Here is a 19,927-nt window from a genome sequence, read left to right as displayed (position 1 = left end):
TTTCCACGCCGCATTTGCGTCTCTGTCTGCCTCGAAACCACAGGCGAGACAGGAGTGTTCACGCACCCGAGCGGTTTCCCGGTTGCGACGCCACACTGAGTGCATTCTTTGGTCGTGCCACCTGGTTGAATCTCCACGAAGTGCGTGCCTTCGCGCTTGCAATTGTATTCATCAGAAGGTTCTCATACTTCGTGAGCATGGGAGTTGAGATGGGTATGCCGATCATCGTACGCAGGACAGAGTTCAACCGTCGCGTGATCGACGCCGTGATCTGCTGTGTCACGGTTTCAGCCTCCGTCATCGTCTCAACGGATGTTTCGACATGAGCGGTGGCGATAGTGATTTGACTGCAAATCTGCCACGCATGCCAGTCCTCAACCTGGTCAACGCCATCAACGGCCTCCATGTCGGTTCGGACGCCCTCAGGTTCGAACGGTGTTTTCAGGAAGAAGATAGCCCCGCTGCCACGGAGGACTTTCCCAGCCGACCACAGGACAACGCCGGCGATAAGTGCCGCCGTGACCGGGTCAATTATCCCGATGCCGGTGACTTCATGCAATCCCCCGCTGGCATACGAAGGGCTGACCGAAGAAACCGAACTCGGCGCACTCCTCCCGTGTAACGTCATCGTCTACGAAACCGACGACGGCGAGATCATGGTGAGTGCCGTCGACCCACAACAGCTCGTCGGCATCGCCGACAACGAGGCGCTCGACTCGATCGCGAACGAGGTCCACGACCGGTTCGAACGCGTTCTCGCCAATGTCGCGGACGAACTCGAATCATCGACTGAAATCTGAGCCATGGCATCATCAAACCAACTCGACACCACAACCATCGTCCTTCTCATCCTCGGGGCGATCATCGTCCTCCCCTTGCTCACGATGGGGATGGGATTCGGCGGGATGATGGGATACGGTGGAATGATGGGTGGATACGGGACGACCAGCGGCTGGTGGCCACTCGTCGGGATGCTCGTCCAGCTGGTCTTCCTCCTCCTCCTGCTCGGTGGAGGATATCTCGTCTTCCGTCGGGTGACGGCATCGCAGTCGTCTCGGGATCCCGCGATGGAGGAGCTGCGTATGGCATACGCCCGCGGAGATCTCACCGAGGAAGAGTTCGAGGCGCGTCGGAACAAGCTCCAACGCTCGGAGTGACGGTCCAACCACCAACCTCCGGCGTTACTCACGTCCACCTCCTTGGAATCCGAAAGCTGTGAGGGTCACAGCTTTCGGATGTGAATAGAAATGCGCTAAAGGAACAAGACCATACTAGATACTATGACGGAAGTTATCCTGTTCACGCAGGAGACCTGTGGAGCGTGCGCAACGCAGCGAGAGAAAAACGAGGGCATCGAAGACGCGTATCCGGATGTCGAGTTCCGAGAGGTCGACATCCAGGCCGATCTGGAGACGGCCGAGGAGTACGGTGTCCGAAAGACGCCCACGACGCTTGTGTATGCGAACGGGGAGAGAACTGCCGAATTCATCGGCATCGCCGACCAGGACGAACTGGAGGCAGCCATCGAGAGCGCCGGCCAGCAATCGCCCGGACTCGCGAACTGACTCGCCAGCATCATCCGTGGATAACAGAAGCCAACCAGCTACAATGACAGACTACAGTAGACGCCAGTTCCTAGGAGCGCTCGGTGCCGGCACAGTCGCGAGTGCGGGATTCACCCAGCCAGTCGCCGCACAGGAGACGCCCGTCGTGAAGATGGGCAACAACTACTTCGACCCGATCGGACTCCACGTCGAACCCGGCACGACCGTCCGCTTCGAGATAGCGGCCGGAGCACACTCGGCGACCGCCTACGAGAACCGGATTCCGGCCGACGGCAGCGCATTCGACAGTGGAACCATCTCGTCGGGAGCCTTCGAGTACACGTTCGAGGCGCCCGGCACGTACGACTATTACTGTATCCCGCACAAGACGGTCGGCATGGTCGGTCGTATCGTCGTCGGTAGCCCTGGCGGTCCAGCTGAAGACAGCCCGATCCCGGACGGCGAGGTCCCCGACAGCGAGACGATAGTCCAGAACGGCGCCGTCGCCGTCGGCTCAGATGTCGAGGGCAGCGGAAGTACCGATGGCGGCATGATGGGTCCCGGCGGCGGCATGATGGGCGGATCGAGGGGCGGTCGCGGCGGCGTCCCCTTCATCGGCGGGGCACTCGGAATGCTGGGACTGATTGGTGGACTCCTCTACTGGGCACTGGGTAGAAGTGATGAATCTCCCGAGAGTCAGGATTCCGCGATGGATACCCTCCAGCGTCGGTACGCACAGGGCGAAATCGACGAGGAAGAATTCGAACGCCGGCACGACCAGCTCACGTCGGATCGATGAAGTAGGACGCTAACTAATTTGACGGTATCCGACGATGTCGGTGACTCACCAGCGGACTGATCCCTTTCCTCCGTGGTTGATTCGGTACACTAAGGCCGGCATTTACGCCTTTTCGCCGGAACAATCCTCTGTCTCGTCGCGTTATTCACGAACCCTGTCCCCGATCCCTCGTTCCCCTGGGCAACCTTGCCCGCTTCACTTCGAGCACCAGTCACGCAACCCCGTATCGGACACTGGCCAGTAACCTACACTATCGGGATCTGGCTGTGGATTTTCTGCTTTCCCGCACTCTTCCTCGCTGGATACCGGCGATACGGCGACGGAAATCGTGGGGCAGCGGTGGGGCTCGTCGGGTTGCCGACCGTCGCGATGCTGGGCTGGACCACGTACTGCCGGTTCTTCTGGCCGAAACTCCATCCACCGACCTGGAACGCCCCGGCCTACACGTTCGTTTGCTGGCTGTAATGTTCGACCTACGACGTTATTTGGAGTAACGCAGCGTTCCTGATTGTGCTTCTCGGCGCCGTCGTCACGGTTCTGATACTGCAGCGTATACGCGGAACCAAGTATGCGCTAATCGGGTTCGGCATGCTGGCCCTCCCCCTCGGCCTCCCAGCCCTCTACGAGGGAATGCGACGAGCAAGGACTGGGGGATGACTTCAGTTATTCTGCCCTAGGGCCGTGGTTCGATTTCGTCGAGTGCTTCTGTCGCCACATCACCAAGTTCGCCGGCCTCAATATGAGAGTACCGCTCACGGACCATCTCCTCCGAATTATCAAGATACCGGGCTGCGACCGTGTACCCGAATGCTCGAACGAGGACCTCACCCATCCCGCGTCGACCACCGTGCGGCGCAAGATAATCGTGTTTCGGATGGTCGATGTCAATCTCTGCGGTCTCTGAAAGCCGCTGGAGAATCGACCGTGCGCCGTCCGTCGTGATCGACGGCGGCCGAATGTCCTCATCAGGCGCCAGCAGCAGGTCGCGAGCGTACTCCTCACGCCGCTCAGTAATTGCTTCTGGGCGTTCCCCTCGGTCGGCGAGCTCGTCCGGGACGAGTCCCGCGAGCGTCCGTTGGTCGAACGTCGGAAACACCGGCCAGCGCTCTGTCGGCGGGTTCATCAGCTGGTGGTAGCTCCGTAGCGGCGAGATCACCGGGTCGGGGAGACTGGCGGCGTCCCACTGCTGTTTCTTCCGGTAGACGTCCATACTCCCCTCGTCAAGCGAGAGGTCCTCCCAGCGGACGCCACGTCGACGCGGATCGTTCGGGTCCCGGAGAAGTTCACCGACGCGGACGGCGGTGTACGCGAGGACGAACACCAAAGCCCGGTCACGAGCCGCCTTCAGCGCCGCGTAGCGCCCTCGCTGCTTGTCGAGGGGGTCAGTATCCTCCGGGAGTGTCGTGTACGCCTCGACGGCATCGCGGGCCCGTTCGTCGACGTGGCGGGTGAGGGCGTGGCGCTGTTCGGACGTCCAGGCCTGCTGGTCGCCGGGCTTGCGGCCGTCGTCCTCCGGCAGCGGCGCCATCGCACTCGCCCGCTGCGCGTAGTGCGCTTCGAGATAGCCCTCGTTGACGCACCAGCCACACCACGCCGAGACGTAGGCGTAGTAGGTCTGGATCGTGTTCTGTTTGAGCCCGAGGTCGCCGGCGAGATGGCGGGCGTACTCACGGAAGACGCGTTTGTCGAGGTCTTCGAAGGCCGGGTCGCGGTCGACGTCCTCGGGAACGATCCCGGTCCAGTCCTCGTCGCAGCGCTCGCCAGCGGCCCACTCGACGAACCGCTCGAGTTCGCGTGCAGCGTTTCGTCGATAGTTCCCGCCTCTAGGTCATCTTGTCCGAGAACGAGTTGGTAGGTCAATCTCGTAGTATGAGTCGAGACGATCGCTTGTCGGGCCGTAATAGCGGCATTTCTTTTCGTCATTTGATGCCTCACGGCGTTCAGTGACTTCCGGGTTATCATAGAAGTCGTCACTGGAATACCGCTATTCTCCGCTCTAGCGGCCTAATCGGGGGATGACACACCACCGTTTCTGATGCTCGACAGATATTTAGTGTAAGCTTGTTATAGAAGCTCCTATGCGACTGGAAGCGACCGCAAAGCAGGACGAATACAAGGTCTGGATGACCGACGCCGAACTCGAGGAGCTGCGGCGGGCCGCTGCGAACCATCGCGACGATCTCATCATCCAACTCGGTGGCTACGTCGGCCTCCGAGCCTTCGAAATTCCACAGATCCGCCCCGAGCACGTGAAACGCACACCGGACGGCGATCACTATCGACTCCGGGTTCCGGAGGGCAAGGACACGACCGGGAACGGCGGGAAGCCCCGTGACGCCTACCTCCCCGCGGACGTCGAGGGCGACGTTCACCGCTATCAGAATGCCGAAGATATAGCGCCAGACGATTTATTGATCGATCTCACCGAGCGCGGCGTCCGCGACGTCGTGAAGCGCACGGCCGAGCGTGCGGCCGCCGAAACCGGGGACGACGACTACCAGTACGTGAGTTCTCACGATCTCCGCCGCCGCTTCGCTCAGCGCCTTCTCGTCGACCGACAGATGAATCCCCGGGTTGTGATGGCTGTCGGTGGCTGGGACTCCTTCCAGGCCATCGAACCATATCTCAATGCCCCGACGGCCGAGGTCGTCAACGACGCCTTCGAGGAGGCGGGGCTCGCGTGACCGAGGACGACGTCGATCCCGAGAACCCGCGACCGGCGGGGAACTACCCGCGGTTCAGGGATAACGAGTGGCACTACGTTCCGGACGACCTCGCACAGACGATTTCGCTGGGACCGGGCGGCGACGGCGAAGCGGGCCAAGATTCAGTACCTCACAAAGCATCCACAGCTAGCTGTTTCTGCGGCCTAAGTTCTGTCTCGAAGCGGTTGTACTGATGGTCTCGATGAGATGATTACGGACGGATCGACGGAGAGCTGTCGCTGTCGGCGGCGGTCAGCCGCCGACGCGACAGCGTTGCCACTCACTTTGCTGGCTTGCTCGGTCGGTGGTTAGCGGTGGAACCGGTCGTCAGGTGGCCGATTCGCGGGGACGGCCCGACGCACCGCGAGGGCCGTCCACGCAGCTCGTCGAACCATATTGACGAACTCCTTGTACGGCCACCACCAGAGGCGACGCCCGCCTCGGCGGGGCGTCGCCACATACTCGTAGTGAAGGTACCGCCAGACGTTCTGTAATAGCAGACTCACCACGACGTACAGCAGCCGTACCGTTGGATCTCGTGTGGTTGTTGTCGCTATCGCTTGTTCAAACAATCGATAGCTCGACTCGATACCGAACCGCTTGGTGTAGTGGTATCGAGCGTCGCGTGGTGAGTCGATGAACGGCGCGTCAGCGGCGTAGCCGTGACGCGCCACACCGTTCTCGTCATACTTCCCGTTTAGGTACGTACAGTCGATGTAGACGGGAAACTCGACGGTCCAGCTGTGGCCGTCGAGTTTCCCTGTCAGATCGTGCTGAATGACACGACTCCACCCTTCCGAGAGCTCTTGCTGAATCGTCTCACCCCACCGGATGATTGGGATCACGTACGCGTAGTCGTGCGTCTGAAGCAGCGTGAGGCACTTGCTGTCGTAGAATCCGCGATCAAGGTAGACGGCCTTGATCTCGGTGTCAAGGCCGTCGAGAATACCGAGGAACTCAGCGAGGACGCTGCTGGCGGTGTCGCCGTCTTCGAGACGGCGCACCGCCAGCGTGTAGCGTTTGTTCGTCACACGCGCGTAGAGTGTGGCGTAGGCGTGGAACGCGGTGGTTCCACGCTTCGCTACCGAGTGATAGAGACCGTCTGTGTCGGCTTTGTCACCGTAGTAGGGTCGCAGGTGGAGGTCTGCGCAGACCTCCACCTGCTTGGGGAGCAGTTCATCGATATCCTTCCGAAGGAGCGTGTTAGCGACTCGTTCGAGCCGTTCCGGCTCGAACTTCGTCCGAAGATGGTAGAGGATCGTGTTCGCAGTGGGTGTATTCTGGCTCGACGCACAGAGCGTAGAGACAGAGGTCCCGTCGGCGCAAGCGCCGACGAGGACCTCATAGATGTCCTCAGCAGCGATTTCAGCGTTATTTGCTAAAGAGATTGGAACTTCCTCGTCAAGGCGGTTGACGAGAAAGTTAAGAAGTTGGTCCTCGTGAATCTCACCGTCTGCTTGCTTGTTGGAGTACACATCCTCAGCAAGCAGACGTTCTAACTAACCGGCTTTGTGAAGTACTGAGATTGGGTGCTCACGTACACGCCGGAACAGCGAGATGAGGACGACCGCGAGAAAGTCCTCGTTCGGCTGACGCCACGCGCGCTCCAAGAGCTCTATGTCGAGACAAAGAATCTCTCACCGGACGCCCGGCAAGCGGGCCACACGGCCGAGTGTGACCTATGCGGGGAATCGGTTCCGTTAGAAAAGGCGGTGCCGAACCCGAGGGGCGAGCCGGCACACAGGCGGTGTTACGTCGACGCCTACGGCGGGCCGGAGTGGCTTCGGGACTACTAACCCATGCACCAGAAAGGCCACTACGGCGCGGCGTTGGTCGCCTACGCCCCCGTTGTATTCATCCTGACTGCGCTTGGCTACACCACGCTCGGAGTGCTCGGTGGTGCCGTTGTCGTTGGCGGGGCCATGCTCCCTGATGTCGACCAACGAATCCCCGGCGTGAAACACCGAGGACCGACACATACCGTGTGGTTCGCGCTCGCCGTCGGCGCGGTCGCCGGTGTCGGTGGCCTACTACTGGGGACGTCCCGTGGCGTGCTCGCTGCGCTCGGAACGGGCCTGTTCGGCGCCGTCGTCGGGACGCTCGCCGTGGTGGCGCATATCCTCGCTGACGTGCTCACACCGACTGGCGTTCGGCCGTTCGCGCCCGTGCATGGCGAGAAGTACACGCTCGACGTCGTCACGGCCGCGAACCCAATAGCGAACTACGCCCTGCTTGTGATCGGCGTCGTGGTCGCCGGTGTGGCGGTCGCTGGCGGGCTCGCGCTCAGCGGTTAACCAACACTCGGGGGTAGAGGGCGGTGTCTGTTGGTTAAGACCGTGGCGCAGGGGAAGGGTTACGTCACTCTCGGCGCGTATCTGTGTGTATGGCGACGGTATCGGACCCGCCCTCGGGCGTCGAGTTCATCCACAAGAACGACGGTCGCATGACTGCGCGACACGTCGAGTCGGGGGTGGCGTCCTTTGGCGACACGGAAGCCGAGGCGCTCCGACAACTTGCCGACGCTCTGGATAGCCACGTCGGTCGCGGCGAGGAGATCGATGACCCCGAGGCGTGCCTCGAGGAACTCGGGATCGACGCCGAAATCAGAGAAGACGGCCCGCCGCCGTGGCTCTCGGACGAGTAGTGTGGTTCGAACGGCGTTTTCCTCGGAAGACAGTGTCTCCTTCGTCGAATACGCTCTCGCGGGACTACGCCCACTCGTGATTATCCCACCCCTCGTAGTGCTTCAGCCGACTCTTGATTTCGAACGGTTCCCACCCGCACTCGTGATAGAGACGGTCAGCGAGCGCTCCGAATTCGCCACTGTTCAGTTCGATGCCCCGCTTCCCCCGGTTGATGATGTAGAGAGCGGATCGGAGCTCATCGAAGACCTTGCTCGCGGTGGGATAGTCGTTCGTCTCGATGGCGGAAATGGAGAGGAGATTCTCCTCGACGATCGGTGACCCCCACCGGTGCTCAGCTATCATCGCCGCGAGGAGAGCGCATTTCACCGATGGCTTGCGCATATTCCCCTATCTTCACCCCTCTCTGATAAGTGTGCGTTAACGAGCGTTTACGCCAAAACAAACAACTATGTACGCCGACCGGCACACTAGAAACATGAGCGAGTCAACGCCGAAGCACCCGGCGGAGGAGAAGGACACTAAGGAGGCTCGCCTTGAGAACCCGAGCGGCGTCCTCCATCTCTTTCAGCACGAGAGCGTCCCTATCCTCCTTGACGCCATCCTCACCCTCCCTCCCGGTCGGGAGTTCAACAAGACGGAGTTCGCCGATCACGCCGGCGTCACTCGGCAGACGGTCAGCAACTACATCGATCTCCTACTGGAGACCGATATCGTCGAGGAGGTCCCAAACACGTCGCCTCGTCGCTACCGAGTCGCTAAGAGTGACGTCGTCCAGGAACTCTTCGAACTGAATAGTGCGCTCAACAATGTCGACGAAGCCGATTGACATCCTCCTCCGCGTAAACGCGGAGGAATCCCGAGCGGTGGGAGTTTCAGGTTCGCAGCCCAATCACCGGACTACCAGGCCTTTCGGGCACGGATAGTCCCACAATATCGGACTGGTGGACTGCTGGCAGTGCCAACCCGCCGGTACCCCTATCCTCAACCGTGTTTGGCGTCCCCGTGTTGTTTTGGCCACGGGGACGCCAGCAGGCGTCAACGGAGTCGGGGGTATCGTCTGGTTTGCTTTGAGCAGTCGGCACGTTGGCACACCCGTCGAGGATGTGGCGTTCACCGACTGCTCTTTCGGATACTGCCTCGTTACGTGGGCGGACAGGCCGCCTCCGAAGGACGGTTCGGAATCCGCTCCGTTCCGACCGATTCCTATCCAGTAATAGGGGTGCCTGTCACTTAAACGTCGGTATCCCGAAACTCAGAGTGCTGTCGAACGTGGGTTCTCTCCGAAGTGGCGGGGCGTATCCACGGCCTGAAGGCCGTGGTATTGCGCCTGTTCAGCGGTATAAAAGCAGTACCACGAATCGCTCGACTGGCGATACGAGCGCAAACTGGGTGTCGATGACGTGTGTTAGGAGTTGGACAGCGCTTTGTAGAGTTCGACAATGAGCTAAGTCCGAACGGCCTCGTGAGTGAAATCGGATTCACCAGCAAAGATGACCCTCGTCTCTTCGTCCGACGGCCGACAGTGATACGTAGCTCATCTCTGTCTCAGGAAACGTCAGTCAGTACTTCAGGACAGACTCGAGATCCTCTTTGCTCGCTGTATTCCCTTCGGCGATGTCCTCAATACCGCGAAGAATGCCCTCGGGAACCTCAGGACGACCCCCGTCCTCGGCATCGCTCTTGCGGTCATCGCCAGCAGAGTGGCGACTCATTGATGAAATGTCGGCGCTCGGGTGGAATAAGCTTGTGGACGGCTACGCGGACGTCGACGACTCTGAGGTGTCACCGACCGACGTAGTGAGTTCGACCTCGATCTTCACCGTGTCGTAGGGAACGTGGGGCTGCTTCGCGCTGCCCGCTTCGCGGAAGTGAACGATACGGTACTCGCTCAGGATCTGCAGGTCGTCGTGAACCTGACGGACGTCCCGGTCGAGGCGGTCGGTAAGGGCGCGGATGCTCTCGGCTGGCTCCTCCATCAGACTCCGTACCAGCTCCAGGCGGCGCGGCGTGAGAACGCGCTGGAGCCGGCTGGTGTCCTGGAAGTTGACGACGTGGGCACCGCTTCGCCCTGCTCCCAGCGCTCAGCGCGGTTCAGCACACTCTCCGTGTGCTCCTCGAACGGCGTCGACGTGATTCGGAGCGTCGAGGAATACTCGGCGTCCGCCGGGGATTCGTGCAGGTGGTCAGGCGAATGCTTGCTCATGGATGGGATCGACCTCTTCGAGGATTTTTGACGCCTACATCGGGGCATCTGTATTGTCCATGTAGGACAACGCGCGTATGGTAGAGGGTTGTTGTGGTGAATGAACAACGCTGGTATCCGCCCTCTGCAATTATCCCAAATCCTTGCTTTCCAATCGTTCTGTGACTTCTGTGACTTCCATTCCCGCCAAGCGTTCCAAGCCGAGTTCGACGATCAGCGGGTAGAAGTGGCACATCTTCGTGAGTTCACAGCAAGTGGTTCACCGATCACGCGTAGCGAAAATCGGTGAAATGGGGAATTGGCCGGCTCATCCACCAGGCTTTGCACCAGCTCGAGGCGGCGCAGCATGAAGATGTACTGGAGTCGGCTGGCATCTATCGCACCCCCCATTTGCTGAATGTATCTTGCAGAAGAACCAGAGAGGGGCTTCGCACTAAGGAGAGAAGGACTAGCAAGAATAGCAGTGAGAGACTGTTATGAGATATCTCCTTGACGGTGAACGTGGTCTTCTATACACCTGAGTGAGTACGGGGAGTCAACTAATGACGACTAACGATGATGAGACGCTCCGACTTCTTTGTATGGGAGACAACCACGGGGATGTCGACTCACTGGAGCGGGTCGTCGACGGTACTGAAGGCGAGGAATTCGACTTCGTAATTCACGTCGGCGATATCACGAACGCATGGTTTGATGGCGTCGACGAGGGGCGGGAACAGCTCGATGCGGTCACGCCGTATTTCGAGACGCTCCACGAGCGGGGAGAGCTCCTCTACATCTGGGGGAATCGGGACGGGGCAATCGGCCCGGAACAGCCGTTCCAAGACTACGACCTTCCAGGGACGTACATCCCCGAAGATGACAGTATCACCGTTGCTGGAGAGACATTCACGCAGAATCCCGAACTAGTTGAAGACGAGACAATCCTCGTGAATCACTACTGGCACCCCGAACTGCTGGAACACTTCGCGGGGAAGGCATACTTCTCTGGTCATATACACACCGGTCGCTACAAGAACAAGGCTCTCAATACCGCATTCCTCTACCGAACGGCAGACCATGGTGCAGACGCGCTTCTCGGCGCGTACTTCGTCGTTGAGATCGCCCCTGACGGAACGTGGGAGGTCGAATTCCGAAACATCGGGCAGGTTCGCAAAGGAATCTGTCCCAAACACCAGGCACTCGGTGTGCAGTTCGTCCCCGACTACTGGCGAAACGACTGTCAATTCTGCTACGACGAAGAGGAATTCTACAGTGAGGTCGTCCGCACAGTGCTCTACGGACTGGGAACGATACAAGAGGAAGCCGAGACTGACGAAGTGGTCGAATCTGCAGCGTCAACGTTCGGGGCTACTCCACCGTCTTTCGAATCGAAACTGCGAGAGTTTCTCGAAGAGCGGACAGAGGAGCACTCATAGCGGCCACTATGGGACGAGATCCAGGGTCTATGCCGGTTCGGTCCGGAACCGAGTGATTGGGACGTCGGTGACGTCGTCGTAGTCGTCGTCGGCACCGACCAGGAGCATCCCGTCGACGTGTGCTGCAGTCCCGAGCGCGAAGGCATCACCGAGCGCTGGAGCGTAGCGGAATTTGAAGTCGGCTGCTGACGCCCAGGTCTGTTCGGTATCGACGCGACGGATGCCGCTTTCCTCGAGGACGTCGACGACAGCATCAGCGCGTTCCTCGCCGTCGATTGCACGCACGACGTAGTGGACCTCGGCGAGGTTGATCGCTGAGATGTATCCATCGGCCGCGCCTTCGACGGCGTCGACGTACGTCTCGACGGTGTCGCTCCCTGGTTCGTTGCAGAAATAGGCGATGAGTGGTTCGGCGTCGAAGATAATCGTCTCGGGAATGTCAGTCCCCTCTGTCATGTGTCGGCCTCGTCATCACTGGCGTAGCGCTGCCGCAACTCCTCTTCACTAGCCTTGTCCTGCTCGCGTTCCTCCCGCAGTCGTTCGACTGCTGAACGACCCTGCTCGTCGGTTTTCCCTTCCAAGACTCCACGCAGGTCTGTGACCGAGTGGATGGGACGGACGACGATTTCGCCCTCCTCGGTGCGAACGAACTTCACGCGGCCGGGTGTGTCGATGTCGAGTTCCTCCCGGAACTCTTTGGGAATGGTCGCTTGGCCGCGCGACGATACAGACACTACTTTTTCAGACTCTGCTTTACTCATACTCCCTCAATTCATTACTTCGTCCCAGTCATACATAAGAGTGTCGTGGGAGAGTAATCGAAATCGCCTATGCTGAATCTTCGTCGTCCAATCGTTCTGTGACTTCTGTGACGTCCATTTCCGCCAAGCGTTCTAGACCGAGTTCGACGATCAATGGGTAGAAGTGCCGTGTCTTCTTGAGATTGACCTCGGCGTCAGCCTCCGAAAGCGAGAGATCCAGTCGTTTGAACGCCGTCGTGAGATTACTATCGAGGCCGTCATCGAGGTAGAAACTCCGCACATTCCATTCCTTCTTGATGTTCTGTGCTCTCTGTGAAGCCTGTGACTTCCTCTCGGCCCCTGATTGACTAGAATTCATGTCGTTCTGTGACTTCTCAGAAATGGTCTCGTTCTCGTCGTCCTGGTCGTCGTCAAACCGACGGCTCAGACGTTCGTCGATTTCGTCACTCATCGGCCACCTCCGCAGCTATCTGCGCATACACGTCGGTCATATCGACTTCCTCGGCGTCTTCGGCGAACACCGAACCCTGGTCTTTCACTGCCCGCTTGATTGCTGCCCGGCTTCGAACGGTCCACACCCCGACGCGTCCTTCGAAACGCTCGTTGAACCAGTCAATGGCCGCCTGCTGTTCATTGTCCAGCGGATAGGCCACGTTCGAAACAATGAGACCGAGGACATCGACGTGTGTGTCGTAGTTATCCTCGAGCGTATCCAACTGGCGGAGTAGATGATTGAGCGCGAGCTGGGAACTTTCGTCGGCTTCGACCGGGACGAGCAGTTCCTCGGTGGCAAGAACGACGTTATCATTCAGTGGGCCGAGCGACGGCGGCGCATCGATAAGGACGACGTCCCACGCGGTCGCGTTCTCCAGGACCGTCTTCAACCGCAGCCGGGGACGCATCCCGCTCGCGATGAGGTCCTGCTCAAGATGGAACATATCGATGTTGGCCGGAAGGAGATCGAACTCCTCGTGAGTGACAACGAGATCGTCGACGTCGTGGTCGGCGGGCGACTGAAGCGCATCGTATAGCGACGGTGGGTCCGAAGTGTACTCGTCTTCGAACCCAAGCCGATGCGTGAGGTATCCCTGAGGGTCCATATCGACGGCGAGAACGTCTACACCATCGGCAGCGAGCCCGCCAGCGACGTTGATTGTATTCGTGGTTTTACTCACACCTCCCTTCTGATTCGTGATCCCGATTCTCCGAGTCATGGCTTCCATCCGTTCTGTGCTTTCTGTGACTTCAAATAACTACGTCAGACGCGTTTCGGTCTCTTGCCGTCTGAGTTACCCCACATATTGATACTCAAAGCGAGACGTGGGGTAACTATGGACGAATCTTCAGAGCCGCCCACAACAGAACCGCAAGCGCCAGAGCTACCGAACTATATTCTCGAACCACTGGACAAGCAGTCGCCCGATCGACTCGATGCGATTGCAACGTATGCCACGAAGCTGGCGGCTTGGAAACGCGCCGAACGCGAGCGTATGGCTGACCAAAAACAGGAAGAGGAATCGATCAGCGAAGCCAAACAGAACGAACTCGAGGAACGAGACGTCTCGACTGATCCAGCAGACTACGATGATGTCCCAGCTGGTGGAGCCTACATCACGATCAAAGAGACGAAGCCGGGCTATCACTACTTTTACTGGCAATGGCGTGACGGCGACTCCTGGAAAAACGAGTATATCGCACCGGTGAACGCGAACCGAGAATCTTGATTGCTCCAGATATCCTCGAGTGGTTCTCCCTGTAGTTACCCCACGCATTCAATCATAGATCGCTGGCGTGGGGTAACGTTGAGCAGGAGAGAATATAGCGACTGCTTTGCTGATTGTATTGCTCCCCCTCCCCCCATTTGCGGAATGTATCTTGAGAAAGGGCCGGGGGACATCCTAATATCGAGAATGACCAAAATGTCGAGATCAGCTGTTAGAAGACGTTTAGAGGAGATAAAGACGAAGAACAGTTCCGAAGCCATTCCTCTCCATATAGAAATTATATCTTCCTTTCCATTACGCTCTTACTGTATTACGGATATTGTTACCAGTCCCTTTGCATAAAACCTTCTATCTACAAACCTAGTTGCAGATATTCACCAGATCAGCTATCTCAAAGTCTATAAGCGCGATTTTCCTGGTTTTAGATATTCTTGTCGTGATTCTCCTCTCAACCCCCACCCGCCTTTTGGTGAGATACAATCAGTAAATGGGGGGAGAGGGTGGGTTGCGACTGTTCGCTTGGGAAGATTTCAGTTCTCAACAGCCGATCTGGGCTGTTACGGCTGGTCTATCGAATATTTCCTCGATGAGCAATGCGGGAACGTTCTCTTGCCTCCGATACCACCTCCGACTTCCTCTGGTGTAGCGAGATACAATCAGTAAATGGGGGGATGACGTCTGTCAGACGTTCGTCGATGATGCTCGGACCCCAGATCGAGAGAATACATTCTGCACATGGGGCCTCTCACAGTATACAATCAGCAAACGGGGGGTGGCTACGTACCGCCTCGACCAGTCCCATCTTTTAAACAGTGAAGAATCTCGCCCCAAAGGGCAGGCGTGAATCGCGTCACTCGACTACGCAACCGCCGTTAATCGGCGGAACTGGATTCCATACGTTCGTCGATACACTCTCTGACGAGGCTCGACAGGTTGATATGATTCTCCCGGATCCATTCGTCTTGCTCTTCCCGGATTGTAACGTTTCTTCGGTTCACAGACGGTTCTACAGCATCGGAACCAAAAAGTGTGTAGGATGTGTATCGTGTGGTATGGCAGGGGAGGTGACGAAAACTCTCGAGGCGACACTTGCCCCACCGACGGAGGGGAAGGCGGTGCGTCTCCGTCGCCTTCTCTCCACCTACCGCGAGGCGTTGCACGATGCGTTCGACTCCGGTGCGGATACGATGAACGGCGTGTCCGACGTAGTAACGCCGTTCGACCTGCCTTACCAGGCGAAGGCTGCACTGTGCAGCTACGTCCCGAAGCTCCGAAAAACGTACAACGCCAGCGAGTTAGACGACGAACACCCGATCCGGCTCACAAATCAAGCCGCGAAGTTCGACCGCGATGAATCTCGCCACCACGAGATTTGCTGGAACGTGCCCCTGCCGGGCTACGGGACGAACTTCTGGATTCCGCTGCGAATCAACCCCGAGCAAGAATCGTTGTGGCACGATCTCCTCAATGAGGGTGCCAAGGCCGGACAGATCCGGCTCCAGCAGAACCGGAGTAGCTGGGTGTTGCACATTACCGTCACGTACTCGGTCGAAGAACCCGAGATGGACGGTGACGAGACGTACATCGGGTTCGATATCGGCGAATCTACGTTGATTACGGGCTGTGCCCTCAAGCGGAACACGCCGACGAAGCCGATGCTCGAGAGTGGCAGTCGTGCTCGAGCACTTCGCAAAGAGATGTTCACGACACTCCGGCGGCTCCAAGAGCGCGACGCTGCCGAGTGGCGGATCGGTGAACGATTCAACCACTATCAGAACGCGCTGACAGATATCGTCGAGAAGGCGTCTCGAAAAGCCGTCGAGTACGCCCGACAGTTCGACGATCCCGTGATTGTGATGGAGGACTTGTCCTTCATCCGCGAGAACTTGGACTACGGGGAGTACATGAACCGACGCCTTCACGCATGGGCGTTCGCTCGGCTTCAAGGCCGGGTCGAAGATAAGGCCACCGAGGCCGGTGTCCCGGTCGAGTACGTGAACCCGCGCTATACAAGCCAGACGTGCCATGAATGCGGACACATTGGATCTCGTAATTCACAAGCGGAGTTCGAGTGTACGAACGACGACTGTCACGTAACTGAGTTCCAAGCAGACATCAACGCGGCGGCGAATATCGCCAGTCGCGTAGATCCGTGGGGAGAGAGCGTTCCTTGGGAACCGGAACGCGATGACTCGCCTCGGAACGGGAGCGCCTGTGACAGCGCCACAGTCTACCGGGAGACGAGCGAGAAATACTCGCAGATGACGCTCGCGGCCTACTCGGACTGAAACCTACGGCACAGCCGGAATCCCACTGTCGTGGGAAGCCCCGCCGTTTACGGCGGAGAGGATGTCACGTGCTATTGAATTCGTCGAGCTGGGATTCCACGACAAGCTGGAGGGAATCCTGTTCGATCTCAGTTATCCGGCTGTCCCGCTCAATCGTCTCTTCGACAGTCTCGGGATCGATAGCGAAGGCGTACTCGTTGTGAACACCACGTCCGCGCCCGCGGCCGCTCCGATCCTTCGAGATGATGTTGTACGACGCTAATTCCTTTGCATACCGTCGGAAGGAATCGTCCGATTTCGTGACCGCATCGATGCTCTCGGTCACGTAGCTGTAGACCTCATAGGCGACTGGACCGGGGATCGAATCGAGTGAACGAGTCGCGTGAACAGCGACCGACGTCAAGGCGTACAGAGTGTATTTTTTCTGCGCGGAGAGCCCGTTGATCGTCTTCTGTGCTTGGTCGACGTCGAGTTTCCCCTGTGCAGTTCGAACATGGCGCTCCTCGACGGTCCCGCTTCCTTCGCGGTCGGCCATCTCACCTGCCTTTCTGAGCAAGTCGATTGCCTTCCGAGCGTCACCCTCGTCTTGAGCAGCGAACGCGGCGGCAAGCGGTATCACATCGCCGGAGAGTACGCCATCACGGAACGCATCTTCTCGATGCTCGAGGATGGCTCGAATCTGGGTGGCGTCGTAGTCGGGGAACACGACGTTATCTGGATTGAACGAACTGGCTGTCCGCCCATCCAATTTCTGTATCAACTGGGTGTCGTTGGTGAGTGCAGCGACTGCTGACCGGCCTTCGATGTCGCCCTCGGCGGTAGCGCGTGAGAGTTGATAGAGCAGTCGAGAGTAATCCGGCTCGTCGTCGTTGCTATTCCCGGTGAGATAGTCGATCTCGTCCAGGATGAATAGGATCGCCTCGAAGCGTTCATTGACGATCTCGTAGAGGCGGTCGTACTTGTCTGAGGTTGCCGTTCCCTGTTTTTTGATGCCGACCTCAGCACCGGTCTTCTCAGACACGTCCTGCAGCATCGCGTAGACGGCTTTATCCTCGGAGCTGATCCGCTGGCAGTTGATGCGAATGACGCCGAAGTCGACACCGCGATTCTCACAGAGCGTCGCGACCTCCTCGGCAGTCGCGTTGATGATGAGGGATTTGCCCGTTCCAGAGGGGCCGAATTGGAGAATATTGTCTTGCCGCCCTCCCTTCACTGCGGGGAGGAGTAGTTCGATGATCCGATCTAGCTGCTCGTCGCGACCAACGATGCGATTGGCGTCAATGATCGTATCCGGGTGAACGAGGTCCTTATTGGCAAACACTGACGTCGTCGAATCCTTCTCGTTCAGTTGGCTCTCGACGCGATCCCGAATCGTCTCATTCAATCCGCTAGTACTGCTCCCCTCTTCTGTGTCCGAATCAGGGTCAGTCTCGGCAGATCCATAATCTGATTCCGTAGCAGTCTCACTGTCAGCACCAGATTCGCCGTCTACATCGGGTATTGCACTGTCGTCAGTGATTTCCGCTTGGTCTGGAGTGCTATCCTTCTGCGGCCGGGTCATGAGTCGGACATTTCACCCGAGGGTAAAAGTCGTTGTGTATGCTGAATCTAAATTGCCAGTCCTGGCACTGTACACTCGAAATACCCATCTACTGCACAAATCCGTCTATCCACCGTTTGCAGGTTGTAACGGCTAACGGCGGGTGTCAGTTGCTGAATAGCGTCCTCAGATTTTCTGAGACGTATTAACCAACACGAGTTCTCATTTGCCGCCGAGTGTTGGTTAAGATAGCTGTCTCGGGCCGATCATGGCTGGAAAGACGATGAGATCTACGAGTGCGCATTGAACCGCTACCGCATCACGAATGCCCCCGTCGCTCCGCTCGGGGGCGTGCGCTCGGCTCCGTCAGTCGGGACCCGTGTGAGGGTCCCATCCTTCGGTCGCCTCGCTTGTGGTGGCTGTTAAGCCTCTGTAAGGGTGTCATAGAAGTCTTCTCATAGTGTTGATTACATCCACTTCTACGGTGAATTGGCCGATAAGTAGGTCTGCGAACTTAACAATACGAGTGACAAAGACTATTCAAGTATTCTCCCAACAGTGACGTATGATTGAGCGGCAGGAACGGAACATACGACGAGATGGAGCCCTCTTTCTACTCGGCTTCATGGGCATAATTCTCGTTGAAGTCATGGCACCATCAGGGCCGGTCGGAAGTGATGAGACAGCAGTTCACGGCCTTCTCTTCGGTTGCTCAATCGGAATAATGCTTTCCGGTATTTTTCGTGCTACCAGTAAACAAGCCCTTTACTCAACGCTCGCATTGGGGATCGGTTTTGCCCTTGGTGCTGTTATCGACATATTCTGAGCCGGGTCGATAGAACCAGCGGTAAGTAGTTCACCTGTACTTATCGAATCAGGGTACTCACATAGGTTGTGTGAGAGCCGTTCTATGACACCCTCTCAAACTAGGTAGCAAGGCGGATTCCCCGCCCCACCGTGGGCGGGGTGGAAGCCGACGCCCGCTGCCACAAACCTACCAACTATTAAGTACCTTTACTCTCTATTGAAACTCGTGGCAGACGACTACCTGAGACGCACCGCAATCACTCGCCCCATCCTCACCCACGAGCAGAAGCAACTGCTTGATGCCACTATCAACGAGTGGCAAACTGCCTGCAACACCAGCAGCCAGATCGGATGGGAACACGGTGAAACGCGGAAGACGTACCTCCAAGACCTCGCCTACGGCGATGTGCGAGAGGAAACGCGTCTCGGGAGTCAGCACGCAATCCTCGCCACCCACCAAGCCGCAGCCGCACTCTCCGGCGTCGAAGAAATCAAAGAACTGGACGAGGAGTACAAGACATCACGTCCGGAGTTCACCGCCGAGACAGTGAAATACGACACCCGGACGATGACGATATTCGACGACGGAACAGTCTCACTCGCAACGGTTGACGACCGTATTCGGTGTGATCTTGCGTTGCCTGACGACGAAGATGGCTACCAACACCAGTACCTCAACGATGAGGACTGGGAGGTCACCGAATCCACGCTTTCTCGGCGTGATGGCGACTACTACCTGCATCTCGGCTTTCGCAAACCGAAGCCCGAGAAACAGGTCGAACAACAGGGCGACGACGAGGACAGGACAGTTCTCGGCGTTGACCTCGGTATCGTCAACATCGCCACCACCAGTACGGCGTACTTCGCGTCCGGCAGGGAACTTCGACACCGCCATCGGGAATTCGAGCGGATACGTGGCAACCTCCAACAGACTGGTACACAATCCGCACATCGGACGATTCAGCAGATGAGCGGTAGGGAATCCCGATACGTTCGAGACGTCCTCCACCGCGTGGCCAACGACATCATCGAGGAAGCACTGGAGCATAACTGCGAGTACATCGCGGTTGAGAACCTGAGACACATCAGGGAACGTGCGCCGCCGGTGAAAGAGTTCCACCAGTGGGCGCACCGCCAGCTCGTTGACCTCGTGGAGTACAAGGCTGACGCGGAAGGCATCAGTGTTGAGTACGTTGATCCGGAGAACACGAGTCGGCGGTGTCCCGAGTGTGGACACACTAGCGAAGGCAATCGCGTCAGGCAGGCGGAGTTCGAGTGCGAGAAGTGTGGTGCGACAGCGAATGCGGACTATGTTGGAGCGAAAAATGTTGGATGGCGGTACGTCCGTCGCGGCCTACAGTCGTCGCGGCGGACGGGCGACAGTCAACTCGCCCTGAAGTCAGGAACAGTGACGCCGAATCGGGGATTCGTCCCGTCCGACTAACTGTCGGGAGAGGCCGAGTTCACTGACAAGCCCTGCGCCACCGTGCGCG

General features: G+C 58.2%; 22 protein-coding genes and 4 pseudogenes. 15 read left to right on the top strand and 11 right to left on the bottom strand.

The window, feature by feature from the left end; all coding sequences use genetic code 11:
- Nucleotides 1–3: 3 nt before the first annotated feature.
- Nucleotides 4–170: pseudogene (locus LT974_RS15770) on the bottom strand (zinc ribbon domain-containing protein); the annotation flags it as partial.
- A gap of 234 nt (nt 171–404) precedes the next feature.
- Between LT974_RS15770 and LT974_RS15765 the strand changes: the two are divergent.
- The 4 genes from LT974_RS15765 to LT974_RS15750 all read left to right on the top strand — a co-directional run bounded on the left by LT974_RS15765 (nt 405) and on the right by LT974_RS15750 (nt 2,343).
- Nucleotides 405–800 carry a DUF302 domain-containing protein gene (locus LT974_RS15765; protein WP_232590343.1) on the top strand — a complete coding sequence of 132 codons (396 nt, stop codon included), beginning with the start codon at nt 405–407 and terminating at the stop codon, nt 798–800.
- Nucleotides 801–803: 3 nt separating this feature from the next.
- Nucleotides 804–1,157, top strand: a complete 354-nt coding sequence (locus LT974_RS15760; protein WP_232590341.1) for an SHOCT domain-containing protein — start codon at nt 804–806, stop codon at nt 1,155–1,157.
- A 123-nt stretch (nt 1,158–1,280) separates the two neighbouring features.
- Entirely contained in the window at nt 1,281–1,565 is a 285-nt protein-coding gene (locus LT974_RS15755) for a thioredoxin family protein (RefSeq protein ID WP_232590339.1), read from the top strand.
- Nucleotides 1,566–1,608: 43 nt separating this feature from the next.
- Nucleotides 1,609–2,343, top strand: a complete 735-nt coding sequence (locus tag LT974_RS15750; RefSeq protein WP_232590337.1) for a plastocyanin/azurin family copper-binding protein — start codon at nt 1,609–1,611, stop codon at nt 2,341–2,343.
- A gap of 673 nt (nt 2,344–3,016) precedes the next feature.
- Here the strand turns inward: LT974_RS15750 and LT974_RS15745 are convergent.
- Nucleotides 3,017–4,165, bottom strand: a pseudogene (locus tag LT974_RS15745) (phage integrase SAM-like domain-containing protein); the annotation flags it as partial.
- 256 nt (nt 4,166–4,421) lie between these two features.
- Between LT974_RS15745 and LT974_RS15740 the strand changes: the two are divergent.
- Both LT974_RS15740 and LT974_RS15735 read left to right on the top strand, forming a co-directional pair.
- The gene (locus LT974_RS15740) at nt 4,422–5,027 is read left to right on the top strand and encodes a site-specific integrase (RefSeq protein WP_232590335.1); all 606 of its coding nucleotides are present in this window, start codon (nt 4,422–4,424) and stop codon (nt 5,025–5,027) included.
- The gene (locus LT974_RS15735) at nt 5,024–5,242 is read left to right on the top strand and encodes a hypothetical protein (RefSeq protein WP_232590733.1); all 219 of its coding nucleotides are present in this window, start codon (nt 5,024–5,026) and stop codon (nt 5,240–5,242) included. Before LT974_RS15740 ends, LT974_RS15735 begins: the two co-directional genes overlap by 4 nt.
- 114 nt (nt 5,243–5,356) lie before the next feature.
- On the opposite strand, the gene LT974_RS15730 is transcribed toward LT974_RS15735, so the two are convergent.
- Nucleotides 5,357–6,523, bottom strand: coding sequence for an ISH3 family transposase (locus LT974_RS15730; protein ID WP_232587224.1), 1,167 nt, complete (start codon nt 6,521–6,523; stop codon nt 5,357–5,359).
- A 48-nt stretch (nt 6,524–6,571) separates the two neighbouring features.
- Between LT974_RS15730 and LT974_RS15725 the strand changes: the two are divergent.
- The 3 genes and pseudogenes from LT974_RS15725 to LT974_RS15715 form a co-directional block, all read left to right on the top strand.
- Nucleotides 6,572–6,844, top strand: a pseudogene (locus tag LT974_RS15725) (hypothetical protein); the annotation flags it as partial.
- Nucleotides 6,845–6,847: 3 nt separating this feature from the next.
- Nucleotides 6,848–7,342: a metal-dependent hydrolase gene (locus LT974_RS15720; protein WP_232590334.1), complete on the top strand. Its 495-nt coding sequence runs from the start codon at nt 6,848–6,850 to the stop codon at nt 7,340–7,342.
- A gap of 89 nt (nt 7,343–7,431) precedes the next feature.
- Entirely contained in the window at nt 7,432–7,692 is a 261-nt protein-coding gene (locus tag LT974_RS15715; protein WP_232590333.1) for a type II toxin-antitoxin system HicB family antitoxin, read from the top strand.
- 64 nt (nt 7,693–7,756) lie between these two features.
- Here the strand turns inward: LT974_RS15715 and LT974_RS15710 are convergent, their stop codons facing one another.
- Nucleotides 7,757–8,074: a hypothetical protein gene (locus LT974_RS15710; protein ID WP_232590332.1), complete on the bottom strand. Its 318-nt coding sequence runs from the start codon at nt 8,072–8,074 to the stop codon at nt 7,757–7,759.
- 94 nt (nt 8,075–8,168) lie between these two features.
- Between LT974_RS15710 and LT974_RS15705 the strand changes: the two genes are divergently transcribed.
- The gene (locus LT974_RS15705) at nt 8,169–8,519 is read left to right on the top strand and encodes a helix-turn-helix domain-containing protein (protein WP_232590331.1); all 351 of its coding nucleotides are present in this window, start codon (nt 8,169–8,171) and stop codon (nt 8,517–8,519) included.
- A gap of 733 nt (nt 8,520–9,252) precedes the next feature.
- Here the strand turns inward: LT974_RS15705 and LT974_RS15700 are convergent.
- Nucleotides 9,253–9,405 carry a hypothetical protein gene (locus tag LT974_RS15700; protein ID WP_232590330.1) on the bottom strand — a complete coding sequence of 51 codons (153 nt, stop codon included), beginning with the start codon at nt 9,403–9,405 and terminating at the stop codon, nt 9,253–9,255.
- A 42-nt stretch (nt 9,406–9,447) separates the two neighbouring features.
- Nucleotides 9,448–9,896 (bottom strand): annotated as a pseudogene (locus LT974_RS15695) (HVO_A0114 family putative DNA-binding protein).
- Between the two features lie 542 nt (nt 9,897–10,438).
- Between LT974_RS15695 and LT974_RS15690 the strand changes: the two are divergent.
- Nucleotides 10,439–11,314: a metallophosphoesterase family protein gene (locus LT974_RS15690; RefSeq protein WP_332840563.1), complete on the top strand. Its 876-nt coding sequence runs from the start codon at nt 10,439–10,441 to the stop codon at nt 11,312–11,314.
- Nucleotides 11,315–11,341: 27 nt separating this feature from the next.
- Here LT974_RS15690 and LT974_RS15685 read toward each other — a convergent pair whose 3' ends face one another.
- The 4 genes from LT974_RS15685 to LT974_RS15670 form a co-directional block, all read right to left on the bottom strand.
- The gene (locus tag LT974_RS15685) at nt 11,342–11,770 is read right to left on the bottom strand and encodes a PIN domain-containing protein (RefSeq protein ID WP_232590328.1); all 429 of its coding nucleotides are present in this window, start codon (nt 11,768–11,770) and stop codon (nt 11,342–11,344) included.
- On the bottom strand, nt 11,767–12,075 hold the full coding sequence (locus tag LT974_RS15680; RefSeq protein WP_232590327.1) for an AbrB/MazE/SpoVT family DNA-binding domain-containing protein: 309 nt from the start codon (nt 12,073–12,075) through the stop codon (nt 11,767–11,769). Before LT974_RS15680 ends, LT974_RS15685 begins: the two co-directional genes overlap by 4 nt.
- A gap of 67 nt (nt 12,076–12,142) precedes the next feature.
- Nucleotides 12,143–12,526: a hypothetical protein gene (locus LT974_RS15675; protein WP_135830724.1), complete on the bottom strand. Its 384-nt coding sequence runs from the start codon at nt 12,524–12,526 to the stop codon at nt 12,143–12,145.
- Nucleotides 12,519–13,289, bottom strand: a complete 771-nt coding sequence (locus tag LT974_RS15670) for a ParA family protein (protein WP_232590712.1) — start codon at nt 13,287–13,289, stop codon at nt 12,519–12,521. Before LT974_RS15670 ends, LT974_RS15675 begins: the two co-directional genes overlap by 8 nt.
- Before the next feature lie 117 nt (nt 13,290–13,406).
- On the opposite strand from LT974_RS15670, the gene LT974_RS15665 reads away from it, so the two are divergent.
- The gene (locus LT974_RS15665) at nt 13,407–13,799 is read left to right on the top strand and encodes a hypothetical protein (protein WP_232590326.1); all 393 of its coding nucleotides are present in this window, start codon (nt 13,407–13,409) and stop codon (nt 13,797–13,799) included.
- Nucleotides 13,800–14,851: 1,052 nt separating this feature from the next.
- Nucleotides 14,852–16,087 carry a transposase gene (locus LT974_RS15660; protein WP_232590711.1) on the top strand — a complete coding sequence of 412 codons (1,236 nt, stop codon included), beginning with the start codon at nt 14,852–14,854 and terminating at the stop codon, nt 16,085–16,087.
- Between the two features lie 64 nt (nt 16,088–16,151).
- Here LT974_RS15660 and LT974_RS15655 read toward each other — a convergent pair whose 3' ends face one another.
- Entirely contained in the window at nt 16,152–17,648 is a 1,497-nt protein-coding gene (locus LT974_RS15655) for an AAA family ATPase (RefSeq protein ID WP_232590570.1), read from the bottom strand.
- A gap of 544 nt (nt 17,649–18,192) precedes the next feature.
- Here LT974_RS15655 and LT974_RS15650 point away from each other — a divergent pair.
- The gene (locus LT974_RS15650; protein ID WP_232590569.1) at nt 18,193–18,453 is read left to right on the top strand and encodes a hypothetical protein; all 261 of its coding nucleotides are present in this window, start codon (nt 18,193–18,195) and stop codon (nt 18,451–18,453) included.
- A 207-nt stretch (nt 18,454–18,660) separates the two neighbouring features.
- A complete protein-coding gene (locus LT974_RS15645) occupies nt 18,661–19,878 on the top strand; it encodes an RNA-guided endonuclease InsQ/TnpB family protein (protein WP_232590568.1) in 1,218 nt (405 codons plus the stop codon).
- Nucleotides 19,879–19,927 lie beyond the last annotated feature (49 nt).

This window comes from Halobacterium noricense (genome assembly GCF_021233435.1).
GTDB classification, from domain to species: Archaea; Halobacteriota; Halobacteria; order Halobacteriales; family Halobacteriaceae; genus Halobacterium; species Halobacterium noricense.
The sequence above is the reverse complement of the archived record's forward strand: the minus strand, read 5'-3'. Positions and strand labels throughout refer to the sequence as shown.

What these genes read in the sequence shown, in the direction of transcription:
- LT974_RS15765 (WP_232590343.1), top strand. Translation starts at nt 405, where the DNA reads ATGTCGGTTCGGACGCCCTCAGGTTCGAACGGTGTTTTCAGGAAGAAG.
- LT974_RS15760 (WP_232590341.1), top strand. Translation starts at nt 804, where the DNA reads ATGGCATCATCAAACCAACTCGACACCACAACCATCGTCCTTCTCATC.
- LT974_RS15755 (WP_232590339.1), top strand. Translation starts at nt 1,281, where the DNA reads ATGACGGAAGTTATCCTGTTCACGCAGGAGACCTGTGGAGCGTGCGCA.
- LT974_RS15750 (WP_232590337.1), top strand. Translation starts at nt 1,609, where the DNA reads ATGACAGACTACAGTAGACGCCAGTTCCTAGGAGCGCTCGGTGCCGGC.
- LT974_RS15740 (WP_232590335.1), top strand. Translation starts at nt 4,422, where the DNA reads ATGCGACTGGAAGCGACCGCAAAGCAGGACGAATACAAGGTCTGGATG.
- LT974_RS15720 (WP_232590334.1), top strand. Translation starts at nt 6,848, where the DNA reads ATGCACCAGAAAGGCCACTACGGCGCGGCGTTGGTCGCCTACGCCCCC.
- LT974_RS15715 (WP_232590333.1), top strand. Translation starts at nt 7,432, where the DNA reads ATGGCGACGGTATCGGACCCGCCCTCGGGCGTCGAGTTCATCCACAAG.
- LT974_RS15710 (WP_232590332.1), bottom strand. Translation starts at nt 8,074, where the DNA reads ATGCGCAAGCCATCGGTGAAATGCGCTCTCCTCGCGGCGATGATAGCT.
- LT974_RS15705 (WP_232590331.1), top strand. Translation starts at nt 8,169, where the DNA reads ATGAGCGAGTCAACGCCGAAGCACCCGGCGGAGGAGAAGGACACTAAG.
- LT974_RS15700 (WP_232590330.1), bottom strand. Translation starts at nt 9,405, where the DNA reads ATGAGTCGCCACTCTGCTGGCGATGACCGCAAGAGCGATGCCGAGGAC.
- LT974_RS15690 (WP_332840563.1), top strand. Translation starts at nt 10,439, where the DNA reads ATGACGACTAACGATGATGAGACGCTCCGACTTCTTTGTATGGGAGAC.
- LT974_RS15685 (WP_232590328.1), bottom strand. Translation starts at nt 11,770, where the DNA reads ATGACAGAGGGGACTGACATTCCCGAGACGATTATCTTCGACGCCGAA.
- LT974_RS15680 (WP_232590327.1), bottom strand. Translation starts at nt 12,075, where the DNA reads ATGAGTAAAGCAGAGTCTGAAAAAGTAGTGTCTGTATCGTCGCGCGGC.
- LT974_RS15675 (WP_135830724.1), bottom strand. Translation starts at nt 12,526, where the DNA reads ATGAGTGACGAAATCGACGAACGTCTGAGCCGTCGGTTTGACGACGAC.
- LT974_RS15670 (WP_232590712.1), bottom strand. Translation starts at nt 13,289, where the DNA reads ATGACTCGGAGAATCGGGATCACGAATCAGAAGGGAGGTGTGAGTAAA.
- LT974_RS15665 (WP_232590326.1), top strand. Translation starts at nt 13,407, where the DNA reads ATGGACGAATCTTCAGAGCCGCCCACAACAGAACCGCAAGCGCCAGAG.
- LT974_RS15660 (WP_232590711.1), top strand. Translation starts at nt 14,852, where the DNA reads ATGGCAGGGGAGGTGACGAAAACTCTCGAGGCGACACTTGCCCCACCG.
- LT974_RS15655 (WP_232590570.1), bottom strand. Translation starts at nt 17,648, where the DNA reads ATGACCCGGCCGCAGAAGGATAGCACTCCAGACCAAGCGGAAATCACT.
- LT974_RS15650 (WP_232590569.1), top strand. Translation starts at nt 18,193, where the DNA reads ATGATTGAGCGGCAGGAACGGAACATACGACGAGATGGAGCCCTCTTT.